27 protein-coding genes are annotated in these 24,739 nt (G+C 73.9%); 12 read left to right on the forward strand and 15 right to left on the reverse strand.

Translation table 11 applies throughout. The features are described from left to right. Window positions 1-85 precede the first annotated feature (85 nt). The 4 genes from ACIQIB_RS09520 (at window position 86) to ACIQIB_RS09535 (ending at window position 3,902) form a co-directional block, all read left to right on the forward strand. Window positions 86-658 (forward strand): hypothetical protein, encoded by a 573-nt coding sequence (locus ACIQIB_RS09520; RefSeq protein WP_400757428.1) that lies wholly within the window; start codon window positions 86-88, stop codon window positions 656-658. Between the two features lie 100 nt (window positions 659-758). After that, complete coding sequence (locus tag ACIQIB_RS09525) at window positions 759-2,042, forward strand: magnesium transporter MgtE N-terminal domain-containing protein (RefSeq protein ID WP_363610863.1); 1,284 nt, start codon at window positions 759-761, stop codon at window positions 2,040-2,042. A gap of 76 nt (window positions 2,043-2,118) precedes the next feature. Continuing rightward, window positions 2,119-2,685, forward strand: coding sequence for a DUF1003 domain-containing protein (locus ACIQIB_RS09530; protein ID WP_363610937.1), 567 nt, complete (start codon window positions 2,119-2,121; stop codon window positions 2,683-2,685). 56 nt (window positions 2,686-2,741) lie between these two features. Next, window positions 2,742-3,902, forward strand: a complete 1,161-nt coding sequence (locus ACIQIB_RS09535; RefSeq protein WP_400757429.1) for an Mrp/NBP35 family ATP-binding protein — start codon at window positions 2,742-2,744, stop codon at window positions 3,900-3,902. A gap of 79 nt (window positions 3,903-3,981) precedes the next feature. On the opposite strand, the gene ACIQIB_RS09540 is transcribed toward ACIQIB_RS09535, so the two are convergent. The 4 genes from ACIQIB_RS09540 to sigE all read right to left on the reverse strand — a co-directional run bounded on the left by ACIQIB_RS09540 (window position 3,982) and on the right by sigE (window position 7,206). Next, window positions 3,982-4,674: a hypothetical protein gene (locus ACIQIB_RS09540; protein WP_400757430.1), complete on the reverse strand. Its 693-nt coding sequence runs from the start codon at window positions 4,672-4,674 to the stop codon at window positions 3,982-3,984. Between the two features lie 232 nt (window positions 4,675-4,906). Beyond that, window positions 4,907-5,344, reverse strand: coding sequence for a sec-independent translocase (locus ACIQIB_RS09545; RefSeq protein ID WP_363610857.1), 438 nt, complete (start codon window positions 5,342-5,344; stop codon window positions 4,907-4,909). Between the two features lie 138 nt (window positions 5,345-5,482). Beyond that, a complete protein-coding gene (locus ACIQIB_RS09550) occupies window positions 5,483-6,475 on the reverse strand; it encodes a zf-HC2 domain-containing protein (RefSeq protein ID WP_363610855.1) in 993 nt (330 codons plus the stop codon). Beyond that, window positions 6,472-7,206 (reverse strand): RNA polymerase sigma factor SigE, encoded by a 735-nt coding sequence (gene sigE, locus ACIQIB_RS09555; RefSeq protein WP_400655258.1) that lies wholly within the window; start codon window positions 7,204-7,206, stop codon window positions 6,472-6,474. Before sigE ends, ACIQIB_RS09550 begins: the two co-directional genes overlap by 4 nt. A 291-nt stretch (window positions 7,207-7,497) precedes the next feature. Here sigE and ACIQIB_RS09560 point away from each other — a divergent pair, with 291 nt between their 5' ends. Then, complete coding sequence (locus tag ACIQIB_RS09560) at window positions 7,498-8,130, forward strand: O-methyltransferase (RefSeq protein WP_363610933.1); 633 nt, start codon at window positions 7,498-7,500, stop codon at window positions 8,128-8,130. A 148-nt stretch (window positions 8,131-8,278) separates the two neighbouring features. Here ACIQIB_RS09560 and ACIQIB_RS09565 read toward each other — a convergent pair whose 3' ends face one another. Further along, the gene (locus tag ACIQIB_RS09565; protein ID WP_014137929.1) at window positions 8,279-8,446 is read right to left on the reverse strand and encodes a DUF3117 domain-containing protein; all 168 of its coding nucleotides are present in this window, start codon (window positions 8,444-8,446) and stop codon (window positions 8,279-8,281) included. 296 nt (window positions 8,447-8,742) lie between these two features. Between ACIQIB_RS09565 and ACIQIB_RS09570 the strand changes: the two genes are divergently transcribed. After that, window positions 8,743-9,543, forward strand: coding sequence for an enoyl-CoA hydratase-related protein (locus ACIQIB_RS09570; protein ID WP_363610853.1), 801 nt, complete (start codon window positions 8,743-8,745; stop codon window positions 9,541-9,543). Between the two features lie 31 nt (window positions 9,544-9,574). Here ACIQIB_RS09570 and ACIQIB_RS09575 read toward each other — a convergent pair whose 3' ends face one another. Together ACIQIB_RS09575 and ACIQIB_RS09580 are read right to left on the reverse strand one after the other, a co-directional pair. Beyond that, a complete protein-coding gene (locus ACIQIB_RS09575; protein WP_400757432.1) occupies window positions 9,575-10,186 on the reverse strand; it encodes a DNA-3-methyladenine glycosylase I in 612 nt (203 codons plus the stop codon). Next, the gene (locus ACIQIB_RS09580; protein ID WP_363610850.1) at window positions 10,183-10,599 is read right to left on the reverse strand and encodes a DivIVA domain-containing protein; all 417 of its coding nucleotides are present in this window, start codon (window positions 10,597-10,599) and stop codon (window positions 10,183-10,185) included. The genes ACIQIB_RS09575 and ACIQIB_RS09580 overlap by 4 nt, the downstream gene beginning before the upstream one ends. Before the next feature lie 157 nt (window positions 10,600-10,756). Here ACIQIB_RS09580 and folP point away from each other — a divergent pair, with 157 nt between their 5' ends. Further along, window positions 10,757-11,569, forward strand: coding sequence for a dihydropteroate synthase (gene folP / locus ACIQIB_RS09585; protein ID WP_363610931.1), 813 nt, complete (start codon window positions 10,757-10,759; stop codon window positions 11,567-11,569). A gap of 5 nt (window positions 11,570-11,574) precedes the next feature. Here the strand turns inward: folP and ACIQIB_RS09590 are convergent, their stop codons facing one another. Further along, window positions 11,575-12,384: a TIGR00730 family Rossman fold protein gene (locus ACIQIB_RS09590; protein WP_363610848.1), complete on the reverse strand. Its 810-nt coding sequence runs from the start codon at window positions 12,382-12,384 to the stop codon at window positions 11,575-11,577. Between the two features lie 88 nt (window positions 12,385-12,472). After that, complete coding sequence (gene dapE / locus ACIQIB_RS09595; protein WP_400655094.1) at window positions 12,473-13,546, reverse strand: succinyl-diaminopimelate desuccinylase; 1,074 nt, start codon at window positions 13,544-13,546, stop codon at window positions 12,473-12,475. Between the two features lie 499 nt (window positions 13,547-14,045). Between dapE and ACIQIB_RS09600 the strand changes: the two genes are divergently transcribed. Further along, on the forward strand, window positions 14,046-15,062 hold the full coding sequence (locus ACIQIB_RS09600) for a hypothetical protein (protein ID WP_363610844.1): 1,017 nt from the start codon (window positions 14,046-14,048) through the stop codon (window positions 15,060-15,062). A gap of 278 nt (window positions 15,063-15,340) precedes the next feature. Beyond that, the gene (locus tag ACIQIB_RS09605) at window positions 15,341-16,102 is read left to right on the forward strand and encodes a hypothetical protein (RefSeq protein WP_363610842.1); all 762 of its coding nucleotides are present in this window, start codon (window positions 15,341-15,343) and stop codon (window positions 16,100-16,102) included. A gap of 71 nt (window positions 16,103-16,173) precedes the next feature. Here the strand turns inward: ACIQIB_RS09605 and dapC are convergent, their stop codons facing one another. Together dapC and fdxA are read right to left on the reverse strand one after the other, a co-directional pair. Beyond that, window positions 16,174-17,334, reverse strand: coding sequence for a succinyldiaminopimelate transaminase (gene dapC / locus ACIQIB_RS09610; protein ID WP_363610840.1), 1,161 nt, complete (start codon window positions 17,332-17,334; stop codon window positions 16,174-16,176). A 21-nt stretch (window positions 17,335-17,355) separates the two neighbouring features. Then, entirely contained in the window at window positions 17,356-17,682 is a 327-nt protein-coding gene (fdxA, locus tag ACIQIB_RS09615) for a ferredoxin (protein WP_030061559.1), read from the reverse strand. A gap of 227 nt (window positions 17,683-17,909) precedes the next feature. Between fdxA and ACIQIB_RS09620 the strand changes: the two genes are divergently transcribed. Together ACIQIB_RS09620 and ACIQIB_RS09625 are read left to right on the forward strand one after the other, a co-directional pair. After that, window positions 17,910-18,827 (forward strand): GNAT family N-acetyltransferase, encoded by a 918-nt coding sequence (locus ACIQIB_RS09620; RefSeq protein ID WP_400655088.1) that lies wholly within the window; start codon window positions 17,910-17,912, stop codon window positions 18,825-18,827. A 100-nt stretch (window positions 18,828-18,927) separates the two neighbouring features. Beyond that, window positions 18,928-19,800 (forward strand): transglutaminase-like domain-containing protein, encoded by an 873-nt coding sequence (locus ACIQIB_RS09625; protein WP_363610836.1) that lies wholly within the window; start codon window positions 18,928-18,930, stop codon window positions 19,798-19,800. Window positions 19,801-19,806: 6 nt separating this feature from the next. Here the strand turns inward: ACIQIB_RS09625 and ACIQIB_RS09630 are convergent, their stop codons facing one another. Together ACIQIB_RS09630 and ACIQIB_RS09635 are read right to left on the reverse strand one after the other, a co-directional pair. Beyond that, window positions 19,807-20,439, reverse strand: coding sequence for a response regulator (locus ACIQIB_RS09630; RefSeq protein WP_400655085.1), 633 nt, complete (start codon window positions 20,437-20,439; stop codon window positions 19,807-19,809). Between the two features lie 149 nt (window positions 20,440-20,588). Then, a complete protein-coding gene (locus tag ACIQIB_RS09635; RefSeq protein WP_400655083.1) occupies window positions 20,589-21,689 on the reverse strand; it encodes a YncE family protein in 1,101 nt (366 codons plus the stop codon). A 340-nt stretch (window positions 21,690-22,029) separates the two neighbouring features. Here ACIQIB_RS09635 and ACIQIB_RS09640 point away from each other — a divergent pair, with 340 nt between their 5' ends. Next, entirely contained in the window at window positions 22,030-22,569 is a 540-nt protein-coding gene (locus tag ACIQIB_RS09640; RefSeq protein WP_400655081.1) for a carboxymuconolactone decarboxylase family protein, read from the forward strand. 148 nt (window positions 22,570-22,717) lie between these two features. On the opposite strand, the gene ACIQIB_RS09645 is transcribed toward ACIQIB_RS09640, so the two are convergent. Then, window positions 22,718-22,924, reverse strand: a complete 207-nt coding sequence (locus tag ACIQIB_RS09645; RefSeq protein WP_363610828.1) for a hypothetical protein — start codon at window positions 22,922-22,924, stop codon at window positions 22,718-22,720. Window positions 22,925-23,286: 362 nt separating this feature from the next. After that, window positions 23,287-24,537 (reverse strand): sensor histidine kinase, encoded by a 1,251-nt coding sequence (locus ACIQIB_RS09650; RefSeq protein WP_400757434.1) that lies wholly within the window; start codon window positions 24,535-24,537, stop codon window positions 23,287-23,289. Between the last annotated feature and the right edge of the window lie 202 nt (window positions 24,538-24,739).

The following is a 24,739-nucleotide window of genomic DNA, read 5'->3' on the forward strand; positions in this document are numbered from 1 at the left end:
AAGGTAAGGCCCGTGCCACGCTCACGGAACTGTCGCCCGACGGGTGAGACATCTCCCGGACGGCCCAGGACGTACGCTGTCCGCCATGGACCGTACGCCTGCCGCGACCGCGACCGCCGACGACTTCCTCGACCGGGCCCTGCTGGAGGAGGCCGCGAAGAAGTCCGGTCTGCTCTGGGTGCGGGCGGACGGCCAGGAGCAGAGCCGGGCGCTCTGGCACGCCTGGTACGACGGCGCCGTGGTGGTGGTCGGTGACGGCGACGAGCAGCCGCTGCACGGTCTGTCCGCCGGGGCGGGCGCCGTGGTGACCGTCCGCAGCAAGGACAAGGGCGGCCGGCTGACCGGCTGGCCGGCCCGGGTCACCGAGCTCGCCCCGCGGGGCGAGGCCTGGCTCGGCGCGGTCGAGGAGCTCAAGGGGAAGCGGCTGAACGCGCCCGACACCGACACCATCACCGAGCGCTGGGCCCGCGAGTGCCGCGTCCTGCGGCTGGAGCCGGCCGGCCGCGGCGACGGCCTGCTCACCGAGCAGCCGGGCGCCATGCCCGACGACTCGCACGCCGTCGTCCCGATGCCCACCCCCGCCACCACCCGCCGGCCCGTCCCGGCCGGCCTGCCCCGGCTGCTGTTCAAGCGCCGCACCGGCCGCACCGGGAGCTGAACCACGCCTCGCCAGGCCGGTCCGCCGCGGCCCGGGTAGCCTGTGCACGCGGGGCGCGCCGCGCGCGCCCGACCGGGCGTCGAGCGAGTCGAGGGAGTCCATGGCAGGTCCAGGGGGCCGGGTCTTCATCTCGCATCTCGCCGGTATCGCCGTCTTCGACCCGAACGGCGACCAGGTCGGCCGGGTTCGCGACGTGGTGGTCTCGCTGCGGCTCGGCGGCCGCCCGCCGCGGGTGCTCGGGCTGGTGGTCGAGGTGGTCGGCCGGCGCCGGATCTTCCTCCCGATGACCAGGGTGACCAGCCTGGAGTCCGGCCAGGTGCTGACCACCGGCGTGATCAACATGCGCCGCTTCGAACAGCGCCCGTCCGAGACCCTCGTCCTCGCCGAGCTGCTGGACCGCACCGTCACCTGGAGCAAGACCTCCGAGGAGGTCACCGTGCTGGACGTGGCGATGGTCCAGGCCCGGGTGCGCGAGTGGGAGATCAGCAAGGTCTTCGTCCAGGTCGGCCGGGCCGGCCGGCTGCGCAAGGGCAAGGGCGAGCGGCTGACCCTGAACTGGAAGGACGTCACCGGCTTCGCCCTCCCCGAGCAGGACCAGGGCGCCGCCAACCTGCTCGCCACCTTCGACCAGCTGCGCCCCGCCGACCTCGCCAACGTCCTGCACCACCTCTCCGCCAAGCGCCGCGCCGAGGTCGCCGCCGCCCTCGACGACGAACGGCTCGCCGACGTCCTGGAGGAGCTGCCCGAGGACGACCAGGTCGAGATCATCGGCAAGCTGAAGGACGAACGGGCCGCCGACGTCCTGGAGGCGATGGACCCGGACGACGCCGCCGACCTGCTCTCCGAACTGCCAGGGGACGAGGCCGAGCGGCTGCTCCAGCTGATGGAGCCGGACGAGGCCGAGCCGGTGCGGCGGCTGCTGACGTACGAGGAGAACACCGCCGGCGGCCTGATGACCACCGAGCCGATCGTGCTGGAGCCGGACGCCACGGTGGCCGAGGCGCTCGCCCGCGTCCGGATCTCCGACCACAAGCCGGCCCTCGCCGCACAGGTCTTCGTCTGCCGCCCGCCGAACGAGACCCCTACCGGCAAGTACCTGGGCACCGTGCACTTCCAGCGGCTGCTCCGCGAGCCCCCGTACGTCCTGGTCGGCTCGCTGGTGGACGACGACCTGGACCCGCTGCCGCCGGACACCCCGCTGTCCCTGATCACCAGCTACCTGGCGACGTACAACATGGTGGCCGCGCCCGTCGTCGACGACGGCGACCACCTGCTCGGCGCGGTCACCGTCGACGACGTGCTCGACCACCTGCTGCCCGACGACTGGCGCGAGGCCGCCCTGCACGGGCTGGACGACGAGAGAGAGGCGACCGGTGGACGCTGACCGCAAGGGCCGACGCGACGACTCCCCCCGCAAGCGCCTGCAGGGCGAACTGCGGGAACTGCGCCAGCTGCGCGAACTGCGCACCCGCGAGGGCGGCCGCCTCCAGCGCACCGAGACCTCGGTCACCGGACCGGCCCGCACCCGGCTCGACCAGCCGCGCACCGCCCGCCCCGGGCTGATCACGCTGCCGGCCTACGACCCGGAGGCCTTCGGCAAGCTCTCCGAGCGGATCGCCCGCTTCCTCGGCACCGGCCGGTTCATCGTCTGGATGACGGTGGTGATCATCGTCTGGGTGGCCTGGAACACCCTGCTGCCCAGCTCGGTGCGGTTCGACAACTACCCGTTCATCTTCCTCACCCTGATGCTGTCGCTGCAGGCCTCGTACGCGGCGCCGCTGATCCTGCTCGCGCAGAACCGCCAGGACAACCGGGACCGCGTCAACATGGAGCAGGACCGCGCCCGCAGCGACCGCAACATCGCCGACACCGAGTACCTGACCCGCGAGGTCGCCGCCCTGCGGCAGGGCCTCGGCGAGGTCGCCACCCGCGCCTTCATCGCCTCCGAACTGGGCGGTATCCGCTCCGAACTCCAGTCCCTGCTCAGGGAGATCGACGAGCGCCGGGAGCCCTCCGAGGCGCTGTGATCCGCGGCACGCTACCGGCCGGCCGGCCACCCCCCTGAGCGCCGTACCATCAAGGCATGGCCAACGAGACAGAGGTCGCGGCCGGCGTCACGGAGGATTCCGTACGCCAGGCACTGGCGACCGTCAACGACCCGGAGATCAACCGCCCGATCACCGAGATCGGCATGGTGAAATCGGTCGAGATCGCCGAGGGCGGCGCGGTGCGCGTCGCGGTCTACCTGACCGTCTCCGGCTGTCCGATGCGCGACACCATCACCACCCGGGTCCGCGAGGCGGTCGGCAAGGTCCCGGGTGTGACCGGCGTCAAGGTCGAACTCGACGTGATGAGCGACGAGCAGCGCAAGGAGCTCTCCCAGCTGCTGCGCGGCGGCGCCCCCGAGCGGGAGATCCCGTTCGCCAAGCCCGGCACACTGACCCGGGTCTACGCGGTCGCCTCCGGCAAGGGCGGCGTCGGCAAGTCCTCGGTGACGGTGAACCTGGCGGCCGCGATGGCCGCCGACGGCCTGAAGGTCGCCGTCGTGGACGCCGACATCTACGGCCACAGCGTGCCGCGCATGCTGGGCGTCGAGGGCCGGCCCACCCAGGTCCAGGACATGATCATGCCGCCGCAGGCACACGGCGTGAAGGTCATCTCGATCGGCATGTTCACCCCGGGCAACGCCCCGGTGGTCTGGCGCGGCCCGATGCTGCACCGCGCGCTGCAGCAGTTCCTCGCCGACGTCTACTGGGGCGACCTGGACGTCCTGCTGCTCGACCTGCCGCCCGGCACCGGCGACATCGCCATCTCGGTGGCCCAGCTGGTGCCGAACGCCGAGATCCTGATCGTCACCACCCCGCAGATGGCCGCCGCCGAGGTCGCCGAGCGGGCCGGCACCATCGCGGTGCAGACCCACCAGAAGATCGTCGGCGTGATCGAGAACATGTCCGGCATGCCCTGCCCGCACTGCGACGAGATGATCGACGTGTTCGGCACCGGCGGCGGCCAGACCGTCGCGGACGCGCTCACCCGGACCGTCGGCGCCACCGTGCCGGTGCTCGGCTCGATCCCGATCGACGTCCGGCTGCGCGAGGGCGGCGACGACGGCCGCCCGGTCGTGCTCGCCGCCCCCGACTCCCCGGCCGGCGCCGCCCTGCGCTCCGTCGCCGGCAAGCTCGGCGGCCGTCAGCGCGGCCTCTCCGGCCTCTCCCTCGGGCTCACGCCGAGGAACAAGTTCTGACCCGAGCGGTGAACGGGCCGGGCGCGGGCGTCCGGCCCGTTGCCGTCTCCGGGGGCCGCGGAGCCCCCGGGCGGGCGGCTCAGGGGCGGGTGTAGGCGGTCAGGTCGGGGACGGTGGCGAAGCCCGCGCCGTACGCGCTGACGCCCCGGCCGTAGGCGCCGAGCAGGACGCCGGGGGCCTCGCCGGCGAGCACCCAGCCGTACTCGGACTCGCGGTAGCGGAAGGGCTGCGGCAGGCCGTTCACCGGGAGGCTGAGGGTGGACCAGCCGGGGCCGGCCAGGTCGTCGGCGAGGTCCCAGGCGAGCGTGCTCTGCTGGTCCAGCCAGTCCTGGCGCAGCGTGCGGTCCAGCTGGCCCGGCCAGGTCGCCGCGAGCAGGCCGGAGCCGGCCAGCCAGGCGGCGGAGGAGGCCGAGGTCGCCTCGAGGGTGCCGGTGTTGTCGACGCTGCGGCGGCTGTCCCGGCGGGCCATCGTGACGACCACGGCGAACTTGCGCATGTCACGCGGCTCGTACTGTCTGGCCGGCTCCTCGCCGTGGCCGAGGGTGCCGTAGTCGACGTTGCCGACGGCCCCGGCGCGCGGGCCCCCGGCGCCGGCCTGCATCAGATAGCGGCGCCCGGTCCAGCCGTCGTCCAGGCCGTACCAGGGGAAGTCCGCCGACAGGTAGGGCACCAGCGGGTCCGCCGGGCCGGGCTGCCCGCCGACCACCGGGCCACCCGCCGTGGCCGTCGTCCCCACCGCATGACTCGTCACCGCATGACTCGTCGCGTCCATCCCGGACCTCCTCAACGCACGTTTTTCCCTGCCGCGGTGCGCTCCCATGGTGGCCCACCCCGGCGTCTCCGCCGTGCGCCTTCGGTCCGGATCGGACCGGAAGTGACAGACGGCACAGCGGGAACAATCAGCACAATAGCGGCGCACACACCACCGCCCCGCTCAGCCGGGCGGCCGGACGGGGCGGTGGTGTCGCTCGCGGGGTGCCGGCGCCGGGTCGCGGCAGGCCTCGTCAGGTCGCGTCGGGGTCGAACGGGGGCCGCTCACCGGGCTGGAGCGGGGCCCCGGCGGAGGCCGCCGGAGCGGCGGCGGACTTGTCCATGCTGACGGTGCCCGCGCGGCCGTTCACGGTGGCGGCGGGCTTGTCGTCCAGCACCGACCGGATGTCCAGGGTGTCCCGCATCTCCTTGAGACCCAGCGGGTCCTCGTTGCCGCCCATGAGCTGCTTGCGGACGAAGGTCTTGGGGTGCAGGTCCTCGAACTCGAAGTCCTGGAACTCGGGGCCCAGTTCGCTGCGGATGTCCTCCTTCGCGCTGTCGGCGAAGGACCGGATCTTCCGGATGAAGCCCATGGTGTCCTGGATCAGCTTCGGCAGCTTGTCCGGACCGAAGATCACGATGGCCATGATGACCAGGGTCAGGACCTCCAGTGAGCCTACGTCGCTGAACACCTAAGCTCCCTAGCTCCTCCGACGGCGGTTCCTAACAGCGTAATGGCCACCGGCCGGTCCCTGACCCACACGGTGATGAAGCCGTGGTAAAGACCTGCCGATGGCCATAACCGTCACGAGCGGCCCGCGAGGCCCGTTCTAGCGGTTCTCGTGGTGCATCCCGGCGAGACCGGAGCCGGTGACGCGGTCCGGCAGGTCCCGGGGCGGGACCGCGGAACGGGTGGCGGCCACCGGGTGGACCGGGAAGTCCACCGGGACCTGCGCGTTCATCGGGACCGGACCGCCGCGGCCGGGGCCGCCGACCGGGCTCACCGAGGTGCCGTGCTGCTCGTCGGCCGGACCGGCGAAGCCGCCGACCCCGCCGAGGGTGACCGCGGCGACCGAGAAGGCACCGGCGGCGGCGAAGACGAACCGGCGCCCACGCGGCGGGGCCTGCCGGGCCACCGCGGTGGCCGCCGCGGCCGGCTGCGGCCGGACCGGAGCCTCGGGCCGGCCCGTGCGCCGGCCCATCAGCGGGCGCAGCACCGAACCGCCGCGCCCGAACGCCCTCGGGTCGACCCCGGGCAGCGGTGCGTCGGCGCCGAGCGCGCCCGCGCCGAAGGAGGCACCCGCGCCCCGGCCGAACGAACCGCCGGTGAGCCGGCTGCCGCCGAGCGTGCCCGCGGCCGCCACGCCGCCGCCGGGGAGGTCGTCGTCGTCGCGGCGGGGCCGGCCGCCCGGCCGCTCGTCGTCCGGGAGGGCACCGACGGCCATCAGCCGGGCCATCAGCGCCGAGGACGGGCCGGGGGTGCCGGTACGGGTCAGCAGGTGCTTGACGGCCCGGCCCTCGTCGGCCTCGGCGAGGCACTCCGGGCAGGTCGCCAGGTGGGCCTGGACACGGTCACGGGAGTCATGGCCGAGTTCGCCGTCGACGAAGGCGGAGAGCCGCTCCCCGAGATGGTGCTCCTCGGCGGCGGGCTCGGTCGGCCGGACGGCCACCGCGCGCAGCGCCGACTCGCCCGGCAGCGGGCCGGCGAGCACCGCGGGCGCGTCGGGCTCCTCGTGGCCCCGGCGCCCGAGCTGGGCCCAACCGCTCCTCCGGGCCGCGGCCTTGCCGACCGCGTCCGGCCCTGACCGGCCGGTTGCGCTCACGATCGCCTCCGTCCGCGCCCACCAGGCGCCCCGACGGCCTCACCGGCGACGGCACCGACCGGCACCGGCTCCTCGGAGCCGCCCCGGCGCTCACGGCCGGGGGCCGAGCCGGGGGCGCGGTGCTTGAGCGCGGCACGCAGGTGGGAGCGGCCGCGGTGGATGCGGCTGCGGACGGTGCCGAGCTTGACGCCCAGCGTCGCGGCGATCTCCTCGTAGGAGAGGCCCTCGATGTCGCAGAGCACCACGGCGGCGCGGAACTCCGGGGCGAGGGTGTCGAGCGCCTGCTGGACGTCGGCGTCGAAGTGGGTGTCGCTGAAGTGCTGGGCCGGGCTCGGCTCGCGGCTGGCCAGGCGCTCGGCCGCGTCCTCGCCGAGCGCGTCGAAGCGGATCCGCTGGCGGCGGCGGACCATGTCCAGGAACAGGTTGGTGGTGATCCGGTGCAGCCAGCCCTCGAACGTGCCGGGGGTGTAGGTCGACAGCGAACGGAAGACCCGGACGAAGACCTCCTGGGTGAGGTCCTCGGCGTCGTGCTGGTTGCCCGTCAGGCGGTAGGCGAGGCGGTAGACGCGGGCGCTGTGCGCCTCGACGATCTCCTCCCAGGTGGGCGGAGTCCAGGTCTGCGCGTCGGGACCCTCGGTGAAGGTCGCGAGGGCGGCGGGGGCCTCGGCGGCACCGGCGACCGGCGTCTCGGCGGCCGGCTGGTCCAGGGTGGAGTGCGCAGGCTGGTTCATCACGGGCTTCGGCGTACGGACTGACGCGGTGCCGCGGATGTGCCGCCGCACAGGGACGTCGCCCTCGGCCACACCTCCTCGGTCGGCTCTTCTGCCCAGCAGGGCCACCACCATATCCACCTCACCCGTCAAGCCCGGATAAAAGTGCCCGGGGGGTATCCGCAGGCCGGTCCCTTCTTCAGCAACGGCCCGCCGCCGTACGCGGTTCCCGGTCGGCCAGTAATCTGTGGCAGGAAATATCGACATCCCCTCGGCACCGGGCCGCCACCCGGGGCTCCGAAAGAGGCAGCCATCAGCGAGTTCGGGCCCGCGCGTGCGGCCCTCGCCGACACTTTTGTGGGCGAGGACGCGGTGCTGACCTACGCCCGGGCCCAGTCGGCGCGGACGGGAATAAGGTCGATCGGGCCGAGCGGCGGTGCCTGCCTGCGGCTGCTGGCCGCGGCGCTGGACGCCAAGGCCGTCGCCGAGATCGGTACCGGGACGGGCGTCTCCGGCGTCTACCTGCTGCGCGGGATGCGGCCGGACGGTGTGCTCACCACGGTGGACTCCGAGCCGGTGCGCCAGCAGCTGGCCCGGGAGGCCTACCACGCGGCCGGATTCGCGGCCAACCGCTCCCGGTTCATACCGGGCCGGGCGCTGGAGGTGCTGCCCCGGCTCGCGGACGGCCAGTACGACCTGGTGTTCTGCGACGGGGACCCGGCGGAGTCCCGGGAGTACCTAGCGGAGTCGCTGCGGCTGCTGCGACCGGGCGGGATGGTCTGCTTCGAGGGCGTGTTCCAGGAGGGCCGGCTGGCCGAGCCGGAGCAGCAGGACCCGCAGACCCACGCGGTGCGCGACCTGGTCCGGGACGTCCGGGAGAGCGACGACCTGCTGCCGGCGCTGCTGCCCGTCTCGGACGGCCTGCTCTGCGCCGTCAAGCGGTAGCGGGCCCGACGGGGCCGGGGGCCCGGCCGGGCAGCGGGGCCCGGCAGGACCCGGGCCCGGGGCGGAAACCACAGAGCCCGGGCCGACACATCGTGTCGAACCCGGGCCCGGCGGCACATCTCCAGGAGATGGGGAGTTCCCGCTGCGGTCAGCCGCAGGCCTTCTTCAGGGCCTCGCCGAGGGCGTCGGCCTCGTCAGGCGTGAGCTCCACCACAAGGCGTCCGCCGCCTTCGAGCGGAACGCGCATGATGATGCCCCGCCCCTCTTTGGTGACTTCGAGCGGGCCGTCACCCGTCCGCGGCTTCATGGCCGCCATGCTCGTTCCCCTTCCTGCAACGCTCAGCTACGCACCGGCAGTCCGTCCACCGCCGGTATCGAACGCATTGATCGGAAGCCATTATCCCGCATGCCACGGGCTGATGACCAACATCACTCTCGGTGCAACCACGGCCGGATTGGGCCCAAGCGGCACATTTCCCGGCATAAGCCCCGGCGCGGCGGCGGTCGGCGCGGCACCGAAAGGTGCGATACCTCACACTCCCCACCCGGCCGCGCACTCCGGCATCCTGACAGACGACCGACCCCGCGACGATCACAAGGGAGCCCTCGCCCATGTCCGATTCCGTCCTGTACGAGCTCGACGGCGGCCTGGCCGTCATCACCGTCAACCGCCCGGAGGCGATGAACGCGCTGGACACCGCGACCAAGGTGGCGCTGCGGGACACCGTGGCGGCCGCCGCCGAGGACCGGGCGGTGCGGGCGGTGCTGCTCACCGGCGCCGGTGAGCGCGCGTTCTGCGTCGGGCAGGACCTCAAGGAGCACCTGGAGCTGCTCAAGCGGGCCGGGGAGACCGGCGAGGGCGCGCTGAAGACCGTCGCCGAGCACTACAACCCGCTGCTGCGGGCGCTGGCCGGGATGCGCAAGCCGACCGTGGCGGCGGTCGGCGGGGTGGCGGCGGGCGCGGGCGCCTCGCTGGCCTTCGCCTGCGACTTCCGGATCGTCGCGGACACGGCCGGCTTCAACACCGCCTTCGCCGGGATCGCGCTGACCGCCGACTCGGGCGCGTCCTGGACGCTGCCGCGGCTGGTCGGGCACGCGAAGGCGACCGAACTGCTGATGCTGCCGCGGACCGTGAAGGCCGCCGAGGCGATGGAGCTGGGTCTGGCCACCAAGGTGGTCCCGGCCGCCGAGCTGGCCGCCACCGCGCGGGCCTTCGCCAAGGAGCTGGCCGCGGGCCCCACGGTGGCGTACGGCGCCATCAAGGAGTCGCTGGCGTACGGCGCTTCGCACACGCTGGACGAACTGCTGGACAAGGAGGACGAGCTGCAGACCCTGGCGGGCGACAGCGAGGACCACCGGATCGCGGTCCGCGCCTTCATCGCCAAGGAGAAGCCGGAGTACCTGGGGCGCTGACGCCCGGGCCCGAGGGGCCGTCCGGGCCGCCTCAGCGCGTCAGGGCCGCCCGGACGTGGCAGTCGGCCAGGTGGTCGTCGACCAGGCCGCAGGCCTGCATCAGGGCGTAGGCGGTGGTCGGGCCGACGAAGCGGAAGCCCTCCTTCTTCAGCGCCTTCGCCAGCGCCGTCGACTCGGGTGTGATGGCCGGCACCTCGCCCATGGTGCGGGGGGCCGGCCGGTCCGGGTCACCGGCGAACCGCCAGATCAACGCGTCGAGTCCGCCGTCGAGTTCGCGGGCGGCCCGGGCGTTGGCGATGGCCGCCTCGATCTTGGCGCGGTTGCGGATGATGCCGGTGTCGGCGAGCAGCCGCTCCACGTCGGCCGGTCCGAACTCCGCGACCCTGGCGATCTCGAATCCGGCGAACCCGGCCCGGAAGCCCGCGCGGCGGCGGAGGATGGTGATCCAGGACAGCCCGGACTGGAAGGCCTCCAGGCAGACCCGCTCGAACAGGGCGTCGTCGCCGTGCACCGGGCGGCCCCACTCGGTGTCGTGGTAGACCCGGTAGTCGTCCGCCGAGTCGCCCCAGGCGCAGCGCCGCAGCCCGTCCGGGCCGACCACGGCGCCGGTCCCGGCGCGGGGCTCGGTCAGCGGCTCGGTCACTGGTCCCGCCCCGGCTTCGCGTCCTCGGGCTCCTTGGTCAGCACCACGGCGGGCTCGACCACCTTGGCGAACTCCTCCAGGCCCGGCAGCGGTTCGGCGCCGGTGTCCGGGCCGGCCTCGACCGCGCCGCGCAGCGCGGCGCCCGCCTCCAGCTCGGCGATCCGCGAGTCGCGGTACGCGAGTTCCGCGCCGAGGCGGTCGAGGACGTCGTCCACCTCGTCCATCCGATAGCCGCGGACGGCCATCGGCAGCCTGATCCCGTCCACGTCGTCCCGGCTCAGCGGACGGTCCTGCGGCAGCCGCGCGGCGATCCGGTCCTGCACCGCCTCCGGCAGCGAGCCGCCCCCGCCGAGCGCCACCAGCGCGGCGCCGCCGACCACCACGGCCATGGCCACCACGATCACCCAGAACACGAGCTGTCCTCCCGACTTCCCGGCCGGCCCTGACAACAGTGGGATCATGGTCCCCGATAGGCCGGGGGCCATCATCGCACCCGGAGCAGCTGTGGAGGAGACATCGGTGGCACTGCGTCTGGGACCACGGGAATTCGGTGACGACGAGCTGGTGATCATGGCGATCGTCAATCGCACCCCGGATTCGTTCTTCGACAAGGGCGCCACCTTCGCCGACGAGGCCGCGTTCGCCGCGGCGGACCGGGCGATGGCCGAGGGCGCGGCCATCCTGGACATCGGCGGGGTGAAGGCCGGGCCGGGCGACGAGGTCACGGTCGAGGAGGAACTGCGGCGCACGGTGCCGTTCGTGGCCGAGCTGCGCCGGCGCCACCCGGGGGCCGTGATCAGCGTGGACACCTGGCGGCACGAGGTCGGCGAGGCGGTCTGCGAGGTGGGCGCTGACCTGCTGAACGACGCCTGGGGCGGGGTGGACCCGCGACTCGCCGAGGTGGCCGCGCGCCACGACGTCGGGCTGGTCTGCACCCACGCGGGCGGCGCCGAACCGCGGACCAGGCCGCACCGGGTCGGCTACGAGGACGTGATGGCGGACATCCTGCGGGTGACCGTCGGGCTGGCCGAGCGGGCCGCCGGGCTCGGGGTGCGGCGGGACGCGCTGATCATCGACCCGGGGCACGACTTCGGCAAGAACACCCGGCACTCGCTGGAGGCCACCCGGCGGCTGCCGGAGATGACCGCGACCGGCTTCCCGGTGCTGGTCTCGCTCTCCAACAAGGACTTCGTCGGCGAGACGCTGGACCGGCCCGTGGACGAGCGGCTGCTCGGCACCCTGGCGACCACGGCCGTCTCGGCCTGGCTGGGCGCCCAGGTGTACCGGGTGCACCAGGTGGCGGAGACCCGGCAGGTGCTGGACATGGTCGCCTCGATCCGGGGCACCCGCCCCCCGGCGGTGGCCCGCCGGGGGCTGGCGTAGGCCGGTCAGATCCCGTTCACCGGCCGACGGGCGTCGGCGAGGATCTTCATGACCTCGTCGACGTCGTCGGTGATGTGGAACAGTTCGAGGTCGTGCGGGGCCGCCTTGCCCTGCGCGACCAGGGTGTTCTTCAGCCAGTCGAAGAGGCCGCCCCAGTACTCGCTGCCGAAGAGGATCACCGGGAAGCGGGTGACCTTCTTCGTCTGCACCAGGGTGAGCGCCTCGAACAGCTCGTCCAGCGTGCCGAGTCCGCCGGGCAGCACCACGAAGCCCTGCGCGTACTTGACGAACATCGTCTTGCGGACGAAGAAGTAACGGAAGTTCAGTCCGAGGTCGACGAACTCGTTGAGCCCCTGCTCGAAGGGCAGCTCGATGCCGAGGCCGACGCTCAGCCCGCCCGCGTCGGAGGCACCGCGGTTGGCGGCCTCCATCGCGCCCGGGCCGCCGCCGGTGATCACCGCGTAGCCGGCCTCGACCAGCGCCCGGCCGATCTCCACGCCCGCCGCGTACTCGGGCGAGTCGACCGGGGTCCGGGCGGAGCCGAAGACGCTGATCGCGGGAGGGAGTTCGGCCAGCGCGCCGAAGCCCTCGACGAACTCGGAGGTGATCCGCAGCACCCGCCACGGATCGGTGTGCAGCCAGTCGGTCGGCCCGGTGGTGTCCAGCAGGCGCTGGTCCGTGGTGCTCGTGCCGACCTGGTCCCGGCGCACCAGCACCGGGCCCTTCTGCTTCTCGGGCCAGGCCTTCTTCTGCGGCGGCTCGCCCACCTGCTCGGGGCCGTGTCCGTAGTGCTTGTCGTCTCCTGTGCCTGTCATGACGAAACCCTACGCCCGTTGATCCCCGTTTTCAGGCAACGGGGGAAGGTCGGTTGGGCGTCCGGAAGATGGCGTGTTCGGCGGCTGCTCAGCTGGTCAGCCAGGCGCGCAGCCGCTGCTCGGTCTCGGTGACGGCGCTGAGCGAGCAGTGCTCGTCCCGCTTGTGCGCGAGGTTCGGTTCGCCGGGGCCGTAGTTGACCGCGGGGACGCCGAACGCGCTGAACCGGGCGACGTCGGTCCAGCCGAACTTGGCGCGGGCGACGCCACCGGTGGCGGCCAGGAAGGCCTGCGCGGCGGGCTGGGCGAGGCCCGGCAGCGCGCCCGGGGCGGAGTCGGTGACCGTCACCTCGTAGCCCTCGAAGACCTCGCGCACGTGCTTCTCGGCGTCGGCCTCGCTGCGGTCGGGCGCGAAGCGGAAGTTGACCGTCACCACGCACTCGTCGGGGATGACGTTGCCGGCCACGCCGCCGTCGATGCGGACGGCGTTGAGGCCCTCGCGGTACTCCAGGCCGTCGATCTCCACCCGGCGCGGCTGGTACCGGGCGAGCCGGCCGAGCACCTCGGCGGCGTGGTGGATGGCGTTGTCACCGAGCCAGCTGCGGGCCGAGTGGGCGCGCACACCGGTGAGCCGGATCTGCGCCCGCATGGTGCCCTGGCAGCCTCCCTCGACGGTGGCGCCGCTGGGCTCCAGCAGCACCGCGAAGTCGGCGGCCAGCCAGTCGGGGTGCTCGGCGGCGAGGTGGCCGAGGCCGTTGCGGTGGGCCTCCACCTCCTCGCAGTCGTAGAAGACGAAGGTGAGGTCGCGGTTGGGCTCCGGAAGGGTGGCGGCCAGCCGCAGCTGGACGGCCACACCGGACTTCATGTCGGAGGTGCCGCAGCCGTAGAGCAGGTCGCCCTCGACGCGGGAGGGCAGGTTGTCGGCGATCGGCACGGTGTCCAGGTGGCCGGCGAGCAGGACGCGCTCGGCGCGGCCCAGGTCGGTGCGGGCGACCACGTTGTTGCCGTGCCGGTCGACGGTGAGGTGCGGGTAGGCGCGCAGGGCGGCCTCCACGGCGTCGGCGAGCGCCTGCTCGTCGCCGCTGACCGACGGGAAGTCGACGAGCCGGGCGGTCAGCGTGCCGCCGTCGAGGGTGAGGTCCAGGGGCGTGTTCGGGCTGCTCATGGTCGTCCAGCCTATCGCCGCGCCACCGGGCGGCGAAGGGCGAACCCGCCCTGAGCCAAAGGGCGCGCCGGTGCCGAAAGCGAAGGAGCGCGGGAGCAACCGACGAAGGAGGGCGCGACGAAGCGAGGAGCGTCGGCACCGGGTACGAGCGCCCGGCGGCGAAGGGCGAACCCGCCCTGAGCCAAAGGGCGCGCCGGTGCCGAAAGCGAAAGAGCACGGGAGCAACCGACGAAGGAGGGCGCGACGAAGCGAGGAGCGTCGGCACCGGGTACGAGCGCCCGGCGGCGAAGGGCGAACCCGCCCTGAGCCAAAGGGCGCGCCGGTGCCGAAAGCGAAAGAGCGCGGGAGCAACCGACGAAGGAGGGCGCGACGAAGCGAGGAGCGTCGGCACCGGGTACGAGCGCCCGGCGGCGAAGGGCGATAACACAGAACCGCCTGCGCCGTACGTCCGTCCGAGTGGGTACGGTGTCGGATCAAGGGACGGTGGAGAGGGGCGGCGGTGGCCAGGAAGAGGAGCGGCGGGCAGGGCGGCGACACGGCGCCCCGGCGGCGCCGCAGGCCGCTGCGGGCGGTGCTGATCGGGCTGCTGGCGCTCGTACTGGTCGCGGTCGGGCTGTACTGGCTCCGCGACCAGAAGTTCACGGCCGAGGGCTGCGAGGTGAAGACGCCGGCCGGCGAGGGGACGCTGGAGCTCCCGCAGGCGGCCAACGCGGCGACGATCGCCGCCGTGGCGCACGCGCGCGGCCTGCCGGACCGGGCGGTGACCATCTCGCTGGCGACCGCGATGCAGGAGTCCAAGATCCGTAATCTGTCGGGCGGCGACCGGGACTCGGTCGGTCTGTTCCAGCAGCGTCCCTCGCAGGGCTGGGGCACCGTGGAGCAGATCATGGACCCGGTCTACGCGACCAACAAGTTCCTGGACGGCCTGGTCAAGGTGCCCGGCTACACCCGGCTTCCGCTGACCGACGCGGCGCAGCAGGTGCAGAAGAGCGGCTACCCGCAGGCCTACGCCAAGCACGAGACCAAGGCGACGCTGCTGGCCTCGGCGCTCACCGGCCGCGAGCCGGCCTCGCTGACCTGTGTGGTGCACGACTTCGACGCGCCGGATCCGGCCGACGACGCCGCCACCCCGACCGGGTCCGCGTCGGCCTCCGCCTCGCCGGCCGGACGGCCGGACCGGTCGCAGGCGCTGGCCGACCGGGTGCGCCGTGAGTTCGGCCGGACGGTGACGCCGGCCACCGGGTACGCCTCCACCATCAAGGGCGTCGGGAACGCCGTCTCGCTGACGCCGGACCCGGCCGCGAGCACCGACGCGGGCCCGGACGCCGAGCGGCAGAACGGCTGGGCGGTGGCGCACTGGGCGGTGACGCAGGCCCAGGAGCTGGGCATCGAGACGGTGGCGTACGACGGAAGGATCTGGCGGAAGGCGAAGTCCGAGGACGGCTGGAAGCCGCAGCCGACCGGCACCTCGACCAAGCTCGTGCAGGTCTCGCTGGCCTCCGTCGGGAAGAGCTGACGCACTGGTGTCCGGGTTACCGCCGAACCGGTGATTCCGGTCAACCCCGGTGGACGGGTGGCTGGTTGTCCCCGCCGGAGTGCAGAACCGTCACTTCCCCTGGCCACGGCCCGTCCGCGCCACCGGACGGGCCGGCCGACCCGGCACAGCGTCAGACATACGATCCGATCGTCGGCTATGCGCTTTCGTTGCACCGACCGAAACCTTCTGGCTTCTCAAGCGGTATGAACGTCGTCCGCCCGGCGGACGGGACGGACCCAGACCCTTCGAGGAGCCCCATGTCTCACTCCCTCACGCGCCGGATCGCCCAGGCCGCGCTGCTCGTGGCGGCCGGAGCGACCCCGCTGGTCGCGGCCGGCTCCGCGTCCGCAGCCGACGCCCTGCTGCCCAAGTCGGACCTGGCCGCGCCGCTGGGCCAGCTGACCAACACCGACGCGAGTTCCACCCTGCAGCACACCACCCACGAGCTGGGCCAGGCCGCCGGGAACACCGGCGCCGCCACCGTCGCCGCGGGCGTACCCGCCACCGCGGACGCCACCGGCAACATCGTCGCCCAGCAGCTTCCCGAGGCGAACGAGAAGGCCGGTTCGCTGACCGCGCCGGTCGACAAGACCGCCGCCACCACCGGCCAGCTCTCCGCCGTCACCCCGAAGGTGGCCTCCGCCCTGGCCGGCAAGCTCGGCGAGGCCGTCACCGGCCACGCTGCGGCCGGCCGCAGCGCCGCCACCACCAACCCGGTCGGCGGGCTCACCCAGACCGGCGCGGTCACCCAGGCCCTGCCCGGCGCCGAGACGCTCACCGGTGCCGTCCCCGGCGCCAACGCCGTCACCGACGCGCTGCCGATCGGCGCGGTGACCCGCGCCCTGCCCGCCGGTCTGCCCGGTGCCGACGTGCTCGGCCTGGCCGAGCACGGCTCGGCCAACCGCCTGGGCGGCACCGACCTCGGCGCGAACAACCCGCTGGCCGGCCTCACCGGCCCGCTCTCCGGGCTGCTGGGCGGCCTGAACGGCGGCAGCCTCAGCGGGCTGCCGATCGGCTGACCGGGGAACGGCACGCGGAGGGGGCCGGTGTCCGTCGGGGCACCGGCCCCCTCCGCAGCACGTCCGCGGGCTCAGCCGCGCAGCCGCTCCACGGCCGCCGCGACCCGCTCGTCGGTCGCGGTGAACGCGACCCGGACGAACTGCCCGCCGGCCGGCCCGTAGAAGTCGCCGGGCGCCACCAGGATGCCCAGACCGGCCAGTTCGGCCACCGTCTCCCAGCACGGCCGGTCCTGGGTCGCCCACAGGTAGAGGCTCGCCTCCGAGTGCTCCACCCGGAAGCCGTACGCCTCCAGCGCCGCCCGCAGCGCCGAGCGCCGGGCCGCGTACCGTCCACGCTGCTCGGCCACGTGCGCGTCGTCCGCGAGCGCCGCGACGGTCGCCGCCTGGACCGGCGCCGGCACGATCATGCCGCCGTGCTTGCGCACCTCCAGCAGCTCCCTGACCACCACCGGGTCGCCCGCCACGAAGGAGGCGCGGTAGCCCGCCAGGTTGGAACGCTTGGAGAGCGAGTGGACGGCCAGCAGGCCCTCGTGCCGCTTCTCCCGGCCGGAGCCCCCGCAGACGTCCGGGTGCAGGACGGAGACCGGGTCGGCCTCCCAGCCCAGCTCCAGGTAGCACTCGTCGCTGACCAGCAGCGCCCGGTGCTCCCGGGCCCACTCGACCGCGCGGCGCAGCTCGTCCGCGCCCAGGACCCGGCCGGTCGGGTTGGACGGCGAGTTCACCCAGATCAGGCGCACCCGCGAGCCGTCCAGCTCGTCCACCGAGTCGTACTCGACCGGCTCGGCGCCGCAGAGCCGCGCGCCCACCTCGTACGTCGGGTAGGCCAGCCGCGGGTAGGCGACCTGGTCACCGGGGCCGAGGCCGAGCTGGGTCGGCAGCCAGGCCACCAGCTCCTTGGAGCCGACGGTCGGCAGGACGGCCTCCGGGCCGATCTCGGCGCCGACCCGGCGGCGCAGCCAGCCGGCGATCGCCTCGCGCAGCTCCACCGGGCCCCAGACGGTCGGATAGCCGGGCGTGTCCGTGGCGGCGGCCAGCGCCTTCTGGATCACCTCGGGGACCGGGTCCACGGGGGTGCCCACCGAGAAGTCGCAGAGCCCGCCCGGGTGGGCGAGGGCGGTCCGCTTGTACGGCTCCAGCTTGTCCCAGGGGAAGACCGGCAGGAGGTCGGAAACGCGGCGCGCCGCCCCCGGGTGGCCCGGGAACGGCGCGTGCGTGCTGTCGTTGGTACTCACAGCTCAGTTGCCACCGATCGGTCAGTGGTCGGCGTTCTGCGGCGGCAGAGCGGCGATGAACGGGTGGTCGCGCTCGATCAGGCCGAGCTTCGAGGCACCACCGGGCGAACCGAGGTCGTCGAAGAACTCGACGTTCGCCTTGTAGTAGTCCTTCCACTCCTCCGGAGTGTCGTCCTCGTAGAAGATCGCCTCGACCGGGCAGACCGGCTCACAAGCGCCACAGTCGACACACTCATCCGGGTGGATGTAGAGCGATCGCTCGCCCTCGTAGATGCAGTCAACCGGGCACTCTTCGATGCACGCCTTGTCCTTGACGTCGACACAAGGCTGCGCGATGACGTAGGTCACGCTGTCGTTCCTCCTCGGAAGGGCTCGGCGGCCCATTCTGTTTTGCTCGCGTGCGCGGGTGAGCGCGGCGTCGTCGATGCCCGCCCCTAGTATCGCGGGTCGGAGACCGCAAATGCACAGGAGGTGCCCAGATGGCGTCCAGCGGGCCCGTGGAGTCGCGTCCGGAGGTCCGGATAGACCGCTCTGACGTGGGACGACGCGTTTCAGTACGGCGCGTCTCGGAGTTCGTGGACGACAGGCCGGTGTTCCGCGATGTGATCGGCGTGCTCACATCGTGGGACGATCTTGGACTGACGGTCGTCCCGAGGAGTGGCGATCCGGTCTCGTTCGACGAGAAGCTGCTGGTCGCGGGCAAGGTGGTGCCGCTCTTCCCGGCCCGGCGTGTCGCCCCGCCCGTCGCGACGGCGGTCGAGCTCCAGCGGATCGCGGCGCGCGGCTGGCCCGCCGTCGAGCAGGAGCCGCTCGGCGACTGGACGCTGCGCGCCTCGGCCGGCTTCACCCGCCGGGCCAACTCCGTCCAGGCCCTCGGCGACCCCGGGCTGCCGCTGCCGCGGGCGCTGGCGGCCGTCCAGGACTGGTACCGTGCGCGCGCCCTGCCCGCCTGGGTCGAGGTCTGCGTGCCCGGCTCGCCGGAGGAACTGCGCGCCGAGCTCGACCGGCTGGGCGCCGCGTACTCGCCCACCCTGGTACGGACCGCCGCGCTGGCGCCGCTGGCCCGGATCGGCTCGGGGCACGACCGGGTCCGGCTGTCCCGGACGGCCGGTCCGGAGTGGATGGCGCTGTACCGGCGGGTGACGGACGACCCGGCGGTGGAGGAGGCCGCCCGGGCGGTGCTGCACGGCGGCCCTTCGGTCTGGTTCGCCACCGTGCCGGGGGCGGCCGGTCAGCCGCCGCCGGCGATCGGACGCTGTGTCATCGACGGACCGTGGGCCTGTTTCGGGGCGATCGAGGTCGCCCCGTACGCCCGGCGCGCGGGCCTGGCCACGGCGCTGATGGCGGTGCTCGCCGCCCGGGCCGCCGAGGAGGGCGCCACCGGTGCCTGCCTCCAGGTCGAGGCGGAGAACGATGGTGCGATCGCGCTCTATGACGGACTTGGCTTCACGACCAGTCACACTTACCACTACGCCCGCCTCCCCCAGCGGTAGCGCGCTCCGGGAGCCGTCCACCACCGGCCGTCCCTCGTCCGCCGTCCCAGCCGTCCCAGCCGTCCCAGCCGTCCGCCGCACGAAAGCCGTCGCAGCCACCGTGACCGAGCAGAGCAGAGCACGCTTCCGGACCGAGGCCCGGGCCGAGCACCCCGATCCGGTGCTGCTCTGCCTGCTCGCGGCCGCCGAGCACAGCCCCGCACCGGATCCCGACGACCTCCGGGAGCCGCCCACCCTGGACGCGCTGCTCGCCGCCTGCGAGGCCGCGCTGGACCGGCACGCCGCCGCCGTCCGGCTCGCCGTCGCGGAGCGCGCGCCGGCCGGGCCCGAGGAGACGGCCGCCCTGCTCGCGGCCGTCCTCGGCGGGCGGGAGCGGTTCCACGGGCGGCAGTCCGACTACCGGCGGCTGGAGTCCTCGCTGCTGCCGGACGTGCTGCGGCGCCGGCGCGGGCTGCCGATCATGCTGTCGCTGGTGTGGACGGCGGTCGCCGCCCGGGCCGGGCTGGCCGTCCACGGCGTCGCCCTGCCGGGCCACTTCATCGTCGCCGTCGGCGGCCCGGACGGCGGCGACGACTACGTCCTGGCGGACCCGTTCCACGGCGGCCGGCTGCTCGACCTCACGGACGTGACCGACCTGGTCCACGCCACCGGCCACCCGTTCACGCCCGAACTGCTCACCCCCGCGCAGCCGCTGGACATCGTGCTGCGGGTACTCGGCAACATCCGCGGCTGGGCCGCCGACCGTCCCGAGCACGCCCGCACCCAGCTCTGGGCCACCGAACTGGCCCTGCTGCTCCCCCGCCACCCCGCCCAGCTCCGGCTGGAGCGGGCCGAGCTGCTCGTCCGGACCGGCGACTTCCTCGGCGGCTCGGCCGAGATGGACGCGTACGCGGAGATCCTGGACGCCTTCGACCCGGACGCGGCGGCGAAGGTCCGGCAGGAGGCCCGCGCGGCCCGGCACCGGCTCAACTGACCGGCTTCACAGCCAGCCCTTCTCCCGGGCGATCCGGACGGCCTCGGTGCGGTTGCGGGCCTCGGTCTTCTGGATCGCCATCGAGAGGTAGTTGCGCACCGTCCCCTCGGAGAGGTGCAGCCGCTTGGCGATGTCGGCGTTCACCGCCCCGTCGGCGGCGGCCGCCAGCACATCACGCTCACGGGCCGTCAGCGGGTTCGCCCCTTCGGCGAGCGCGGCGGCGGCCAGGGCCGGGTCGATCACCCGCTCGCCGCGCAGCACCCGCCGGATCGCCTCGGCCAGCTCGGCCGCCGGGGCGTCCTTCACCAGGAACGCGTCCGCGCCCGACTCCATCGCCCGGCGCAGATACCCGGGCCGCCCGAAGGTCGTCGCGATCACGATCCTGGTCTGGGGCCGCTGCCGGCGCAGCTCGGCGGCCGCCTCGATCCCGGTCATCCCCGGCATCTCGATGTCCAGCACCGCGACCTGCACCTCGTGCGCGATGGCGGCCGCCACCACCTCGTCGCCGCGCCCGACCTGCGCGACGACGTCGATGTCCCCCTCCAGCCCGAGCAGCGCGGCCAGCGCCTCCCGGACCATCCCCTGGTCCTCGGCGAGCAGGACGCGGACGGAGGCCCCGCCGTTCTGAATCTCACTCATGCCGACGACCTTAGGGGCCCCGGGTGGTTCGTCGAGGCACCGCGGACGTCCGCTCCCGACGGGCCCGGCACCTGAGCCCCCGCACCGGTGCGGCGGGCGGGCCGGTGTCCCCGGCCGCCCGCCGCGGGTGCGTCGCCGCGGACCGCGGGTCAGAAGCCGACGGTCTTCAGGTACGAGCCGTCGCCGCCGTGGAGGCCGACCACGTACAGCGTGTGGCCGTCCGGGCCCACCGCCGCGTCCGACACCCCGTCCAGGGCGAACCCGGTGAGCGTCTCCGCCGGGACGCCGGTGTTGGTCGCGGTGTCGAAGGACAGCACCGACGCCTTCGGGGCCCACCCGTCCTTGAGCACGTACAGGCGGCGGCCGTCCGGGCTCACGGACACGAAGTGCACGTCGACCCAGCCCGAGCCGAAGGTGACCGCGGGCCGGGCGGTGTCCCTGGCGGTGTCGACCTCGTAGCCGGTGCCGCTGCCGGTCTGCCAGCCCAGCGCGTACAGGCGGGTGCCGTCCGGGGAGGGTGCCAGTTCGGTGCTGGCGCCGAGCCGGTCGACGACGCGGGCCACCGCCGGGACGGCCCCGCCGGTGTCCAGGTGGAACAGCCCCTGGTCGGTGCTGACGTACGCGGCGCCGCCGTTCGGGGCGACGGCGATCGAGTCGACCTGGTAGCCGCCCACCGGCACGGTGGAGGTGAACGCGTCCTGCCCGGTGGAGAACACCAGCACCCGGCCCGTGCCGACGCCCTGGTTGAGGCCGTACGGCCCGTACTGGTCCACGTAGACCCGCGCGCCGTCCCGGCTGACCGCCAGGCCGGTCAGCCTCCCCTGGCTCCAGCCGGCCGGGCGCGGCTGGTCCGGCGCCGGGGTCCGGGACAGCACGGTGTTGGTGGCGGTGGAGACGGCCACCAGCTGCTCCGAGACCACCACATAGAGCCGGGAGCCGTCCGGGCTGACCACGGGCCGGCCCGCCGTCCCCGTGTCGGCCAGCGTCAGCCGCGCGACCACCGTGCCCGTCCGGGTGTCGACCGTCCGCAGCACCACGGAGAGGTCGCTGCCCACCCGGTCCCACGCCACCACGTACGCCCTGGTCCCGTCCGGGCTGACCGCCAGCCCGAGCGACCGCCAGCCGACCGCGGTGGCACCCGGCACCTCGGGCGCCTGATCGGCTGCGGCGGCACCCGCGCCGGTGACCAGCAGCACCCCGGCCACCATCAATGAACCTGCCCAACGTGCCTTCTTCGCAAGCGAATTCATGACACCCTCCGCTATCGGGAGACCGCCCTCCGCGGCGGCCGTGGGCCAGGCTAGGGCACCGGCCCGGCAGGGCGGGGCCGGTCGGCGGACGGGGCTCAGAACCGCCCGTACGAACCGGGCCGAACGCCCTCCAAGCGCGCCTGGAATCAGCCACGTCCGCCGGGGCGCGCCCCCTGGGCACTTCGCCGACCCACCCTGTTCCCGGTCTGCACCCGGGGCACGCCGGCCGGGGCCGGCCTCGGCCCAAGACGGTTGGGCAATATGGAAGTTGCCCGCCCGGAGCGGCACCCGTGACGATGGACCGCCGTCCGCCCACCCCTCCGAGACGAGGAAGTGCACCGTGCCTCACATCGCCATCGACAACGAACTACCGGGAATCAACGGGCTGCTGACGCTCCGCCCGGACACCGCCGCCCCGCTGTCGATGCTCGCCGACGCGCTGCTGCGCAACCCGGCCCCGATGAGCCGGGGCGAGCGCGAGCTGGTCGCCGCGTACGTCTCCGGGCTCAACGGCACCCGCTACTGCACGAACGCCCACAGCGCCTTCGCCGCAGCGCAGCTGGAGGGTGGCGAGGCGCTGGTGAAGGCAGCCCTGGCCGATCCCGCGTCCGCGCCGCTCACGGAGCGGATGCGGGCCCTGCTGCGGATCGCGGCCGAGGTCCGGGGGCAGGTCGGGCCGGTCTCGCAGGAGGCGGTGGCGGCCGCCCGGGCGGCCGGCGCCGGTGACACCGAGATCCACGACACCGTCCTGATCGCCGCCGCGTTCTGCATGTACAACCGCTACGTCGACGCTCTGGCCACCGAACTGCCCGAGGACCCCGGCTACTACACCGAGGGGGCGCAGCGAATCGTCGACTCCGGCTACGGCCGCGGGGACTGAGGGCGCCCGGGGCCGGCCTGCCCGGCGTGCCCGGACCGGCAGAGGGCGACCCGCAGGAAGTCGGGCGGCACGGCGGTCGTGGACGGCGACGCCGGGCGCCGCGGTGCACGGCCCGGGAGCGCTCATCGCGGCTCCGCCTCGTCGGTGCTCAGCGCAGGTCCGTCCAGGGCGCGATCTGGTGCAGCCGGCGCAGCCGGAGCTGGCCGTCGACGGTGAGCGTGATGAGGTTGTCGGTCACATCGACGACCTCGGCGGGGATCCGGGGGGCCCAGGGCGTCGAGATCTCCCAGTCCGGCGGGACGATGGCCACCGTCTCCCCGATGCACGGAGACCAGGAGGAGTCCGGGGCCGTCACGCCCGCGTCCCCTTCCGGGGAGCGTCGACCGGCTCGGCGGCCACCTCCGCCGGCCCCCGCCGGATCTCCTCGGTCGCCCTTCTCGGCCTCGATGCCATGGTGCAGTCCTTCCTCGCCTAGCAGCAGAACGTGCCCCTGTCCCGGCTTCACCCTGCTCAAACATCCCTCAGGGGCCGGGCGCGGGGCCCGGGCAAGCGGCGCAAGGGGATTCACCGGCGAGAAGAAGACCCGATGTGGTGACACCGGTACGGGGTCACCACATCGCCCGGCCTCCGGTTCGGCGCGCGCGGCGACCGGCCGAGGAAGGGGGAGACCACCGCCGGCCGGGGGCCCGGCGTGGCCCAGGGCTTGTCCGGCAAGCCCTAACGCCCGCCGGGCGCGGGTGCGGAGGCCGTCCGGAGCGGCACCAGCGCCCGCAGCCGGAAGCCCCTGCCGCGCTCCCCCGGCCCGGTCTCCAGCCGTCCGCCGACCAGCGTCAGCCGCTCCTCCAGGCCGGAAAGCCCGTTGCCCGGGGCGGACTTGCCGGGCCCGGCGCCGTTGTCGGTGATCTCCAGGGCGGCGTATCGCTCGCCGTCGCCCTCCCAGGTCTCGTCGGCCGTCACCGTGCAGGCCGTGGCGCCCTCGCCGTGCCGGACGATGTTGGTGACCGCCTCGCGCAGCGCCCAGGCCAGGGCGCCCGACTCCTCGGTGGCGAGCCCGGTCCAGGCGTCCGGCAGCGTCGGCGACACCTCCAGGGTCACCTGCGCGGCCGCCAGCGCCGTACGGGCGGCGGCCAGTTCGACCGGCAGGGTGGGCCTGCGGAAGCCGGTCACCGCCTCCCGGACGTCGATCAGCGACTGCCGGGCCACCTGCTCGATGTCGGCGACCTGCGCCCGTGCCGCCTCGTCCTTGCCCACGTCCATGAACCGCCCGGCCAGCTCGCTCTTCAGGGTGATCAGCGACAGCGAGTGCCCGAGCAGGTCGTGCAGGTCCCGGGAGAGCCGCAGCCGCTCCTCGGCGGCGGCCAGGTGGGCGACGGCGGCCCGTGCCTCGCGCAGCTCCCGCATGGTCGCGACCAGCCGTTGCAGGCCGGTCATCGCGGCGCCGGCCAGGAAGGCGCTGAGCATGATGGTCGGGATCGCGCCGCGGTCGGCGTGGCTGAGCAGTCCGACGGCGCCGGTGACCAGCGTCATCACGGCGACCCCGCCGAGGGCGAAGCGCGGTGGCAGGACGACGCCGACGGCCACCGCGGAGTAGGTGAACAGCGTCAGCCAGGCGGTGCCGAGGCCGAAGGTGGTGACCACCGAGATCACGATCATCACGGCGGCCATCGCGTCGCCCGCCCTGGGCAGCCTCCCGACCATCGAGCGGAAGATCACCAGGCCGATGTAGCTGGCCAGGAAGGCGGCCAGGGCCAGCCAGCCGGCCACCGTGGCGGCCACCGCGTGCCCGCCCTTGAGCAGATCGCCCACCGGGTAGAACAGGTAGACCATCCAGAGCAGCATCCAGCAGACCTTGACCAGCAGCTGGCGGCGGTTCTCCACCGGGGCGCCCGGGATGTTGGTGAAGACCACCCGTTCCCCGCCCGCCTTCCCGAGCTCGTCGGGACGGTACGCGGAGAACGTGTCTGGCATGGGGGCCATCATGCCCGCCGGGTGTCCCGGCGGTACAGCGCTGCCGCGGCCGCGACGAAGACCACCGGGAAGCCGGCCGGACCGACCACCGTCCACCGCCCGGACCCGGCCGCAGCTCTTGCCGACCTGCCGGAAGGCGGCCGCTTCGGTGTCCATCGCCCCGGTCCTCTCCCCTGCCGGTGTCGTTCGCGCCACCTCAGGG

Origin of the sequence: Kitasatospora sp. NPDC092286 (assembly GCF_044755565.1) — a bacterium.
Lineage (GTDB): Bacteria > Actinomycetota > Actinomycetes > Streptomycetales > Streptomycetaceae > Kitasatospora.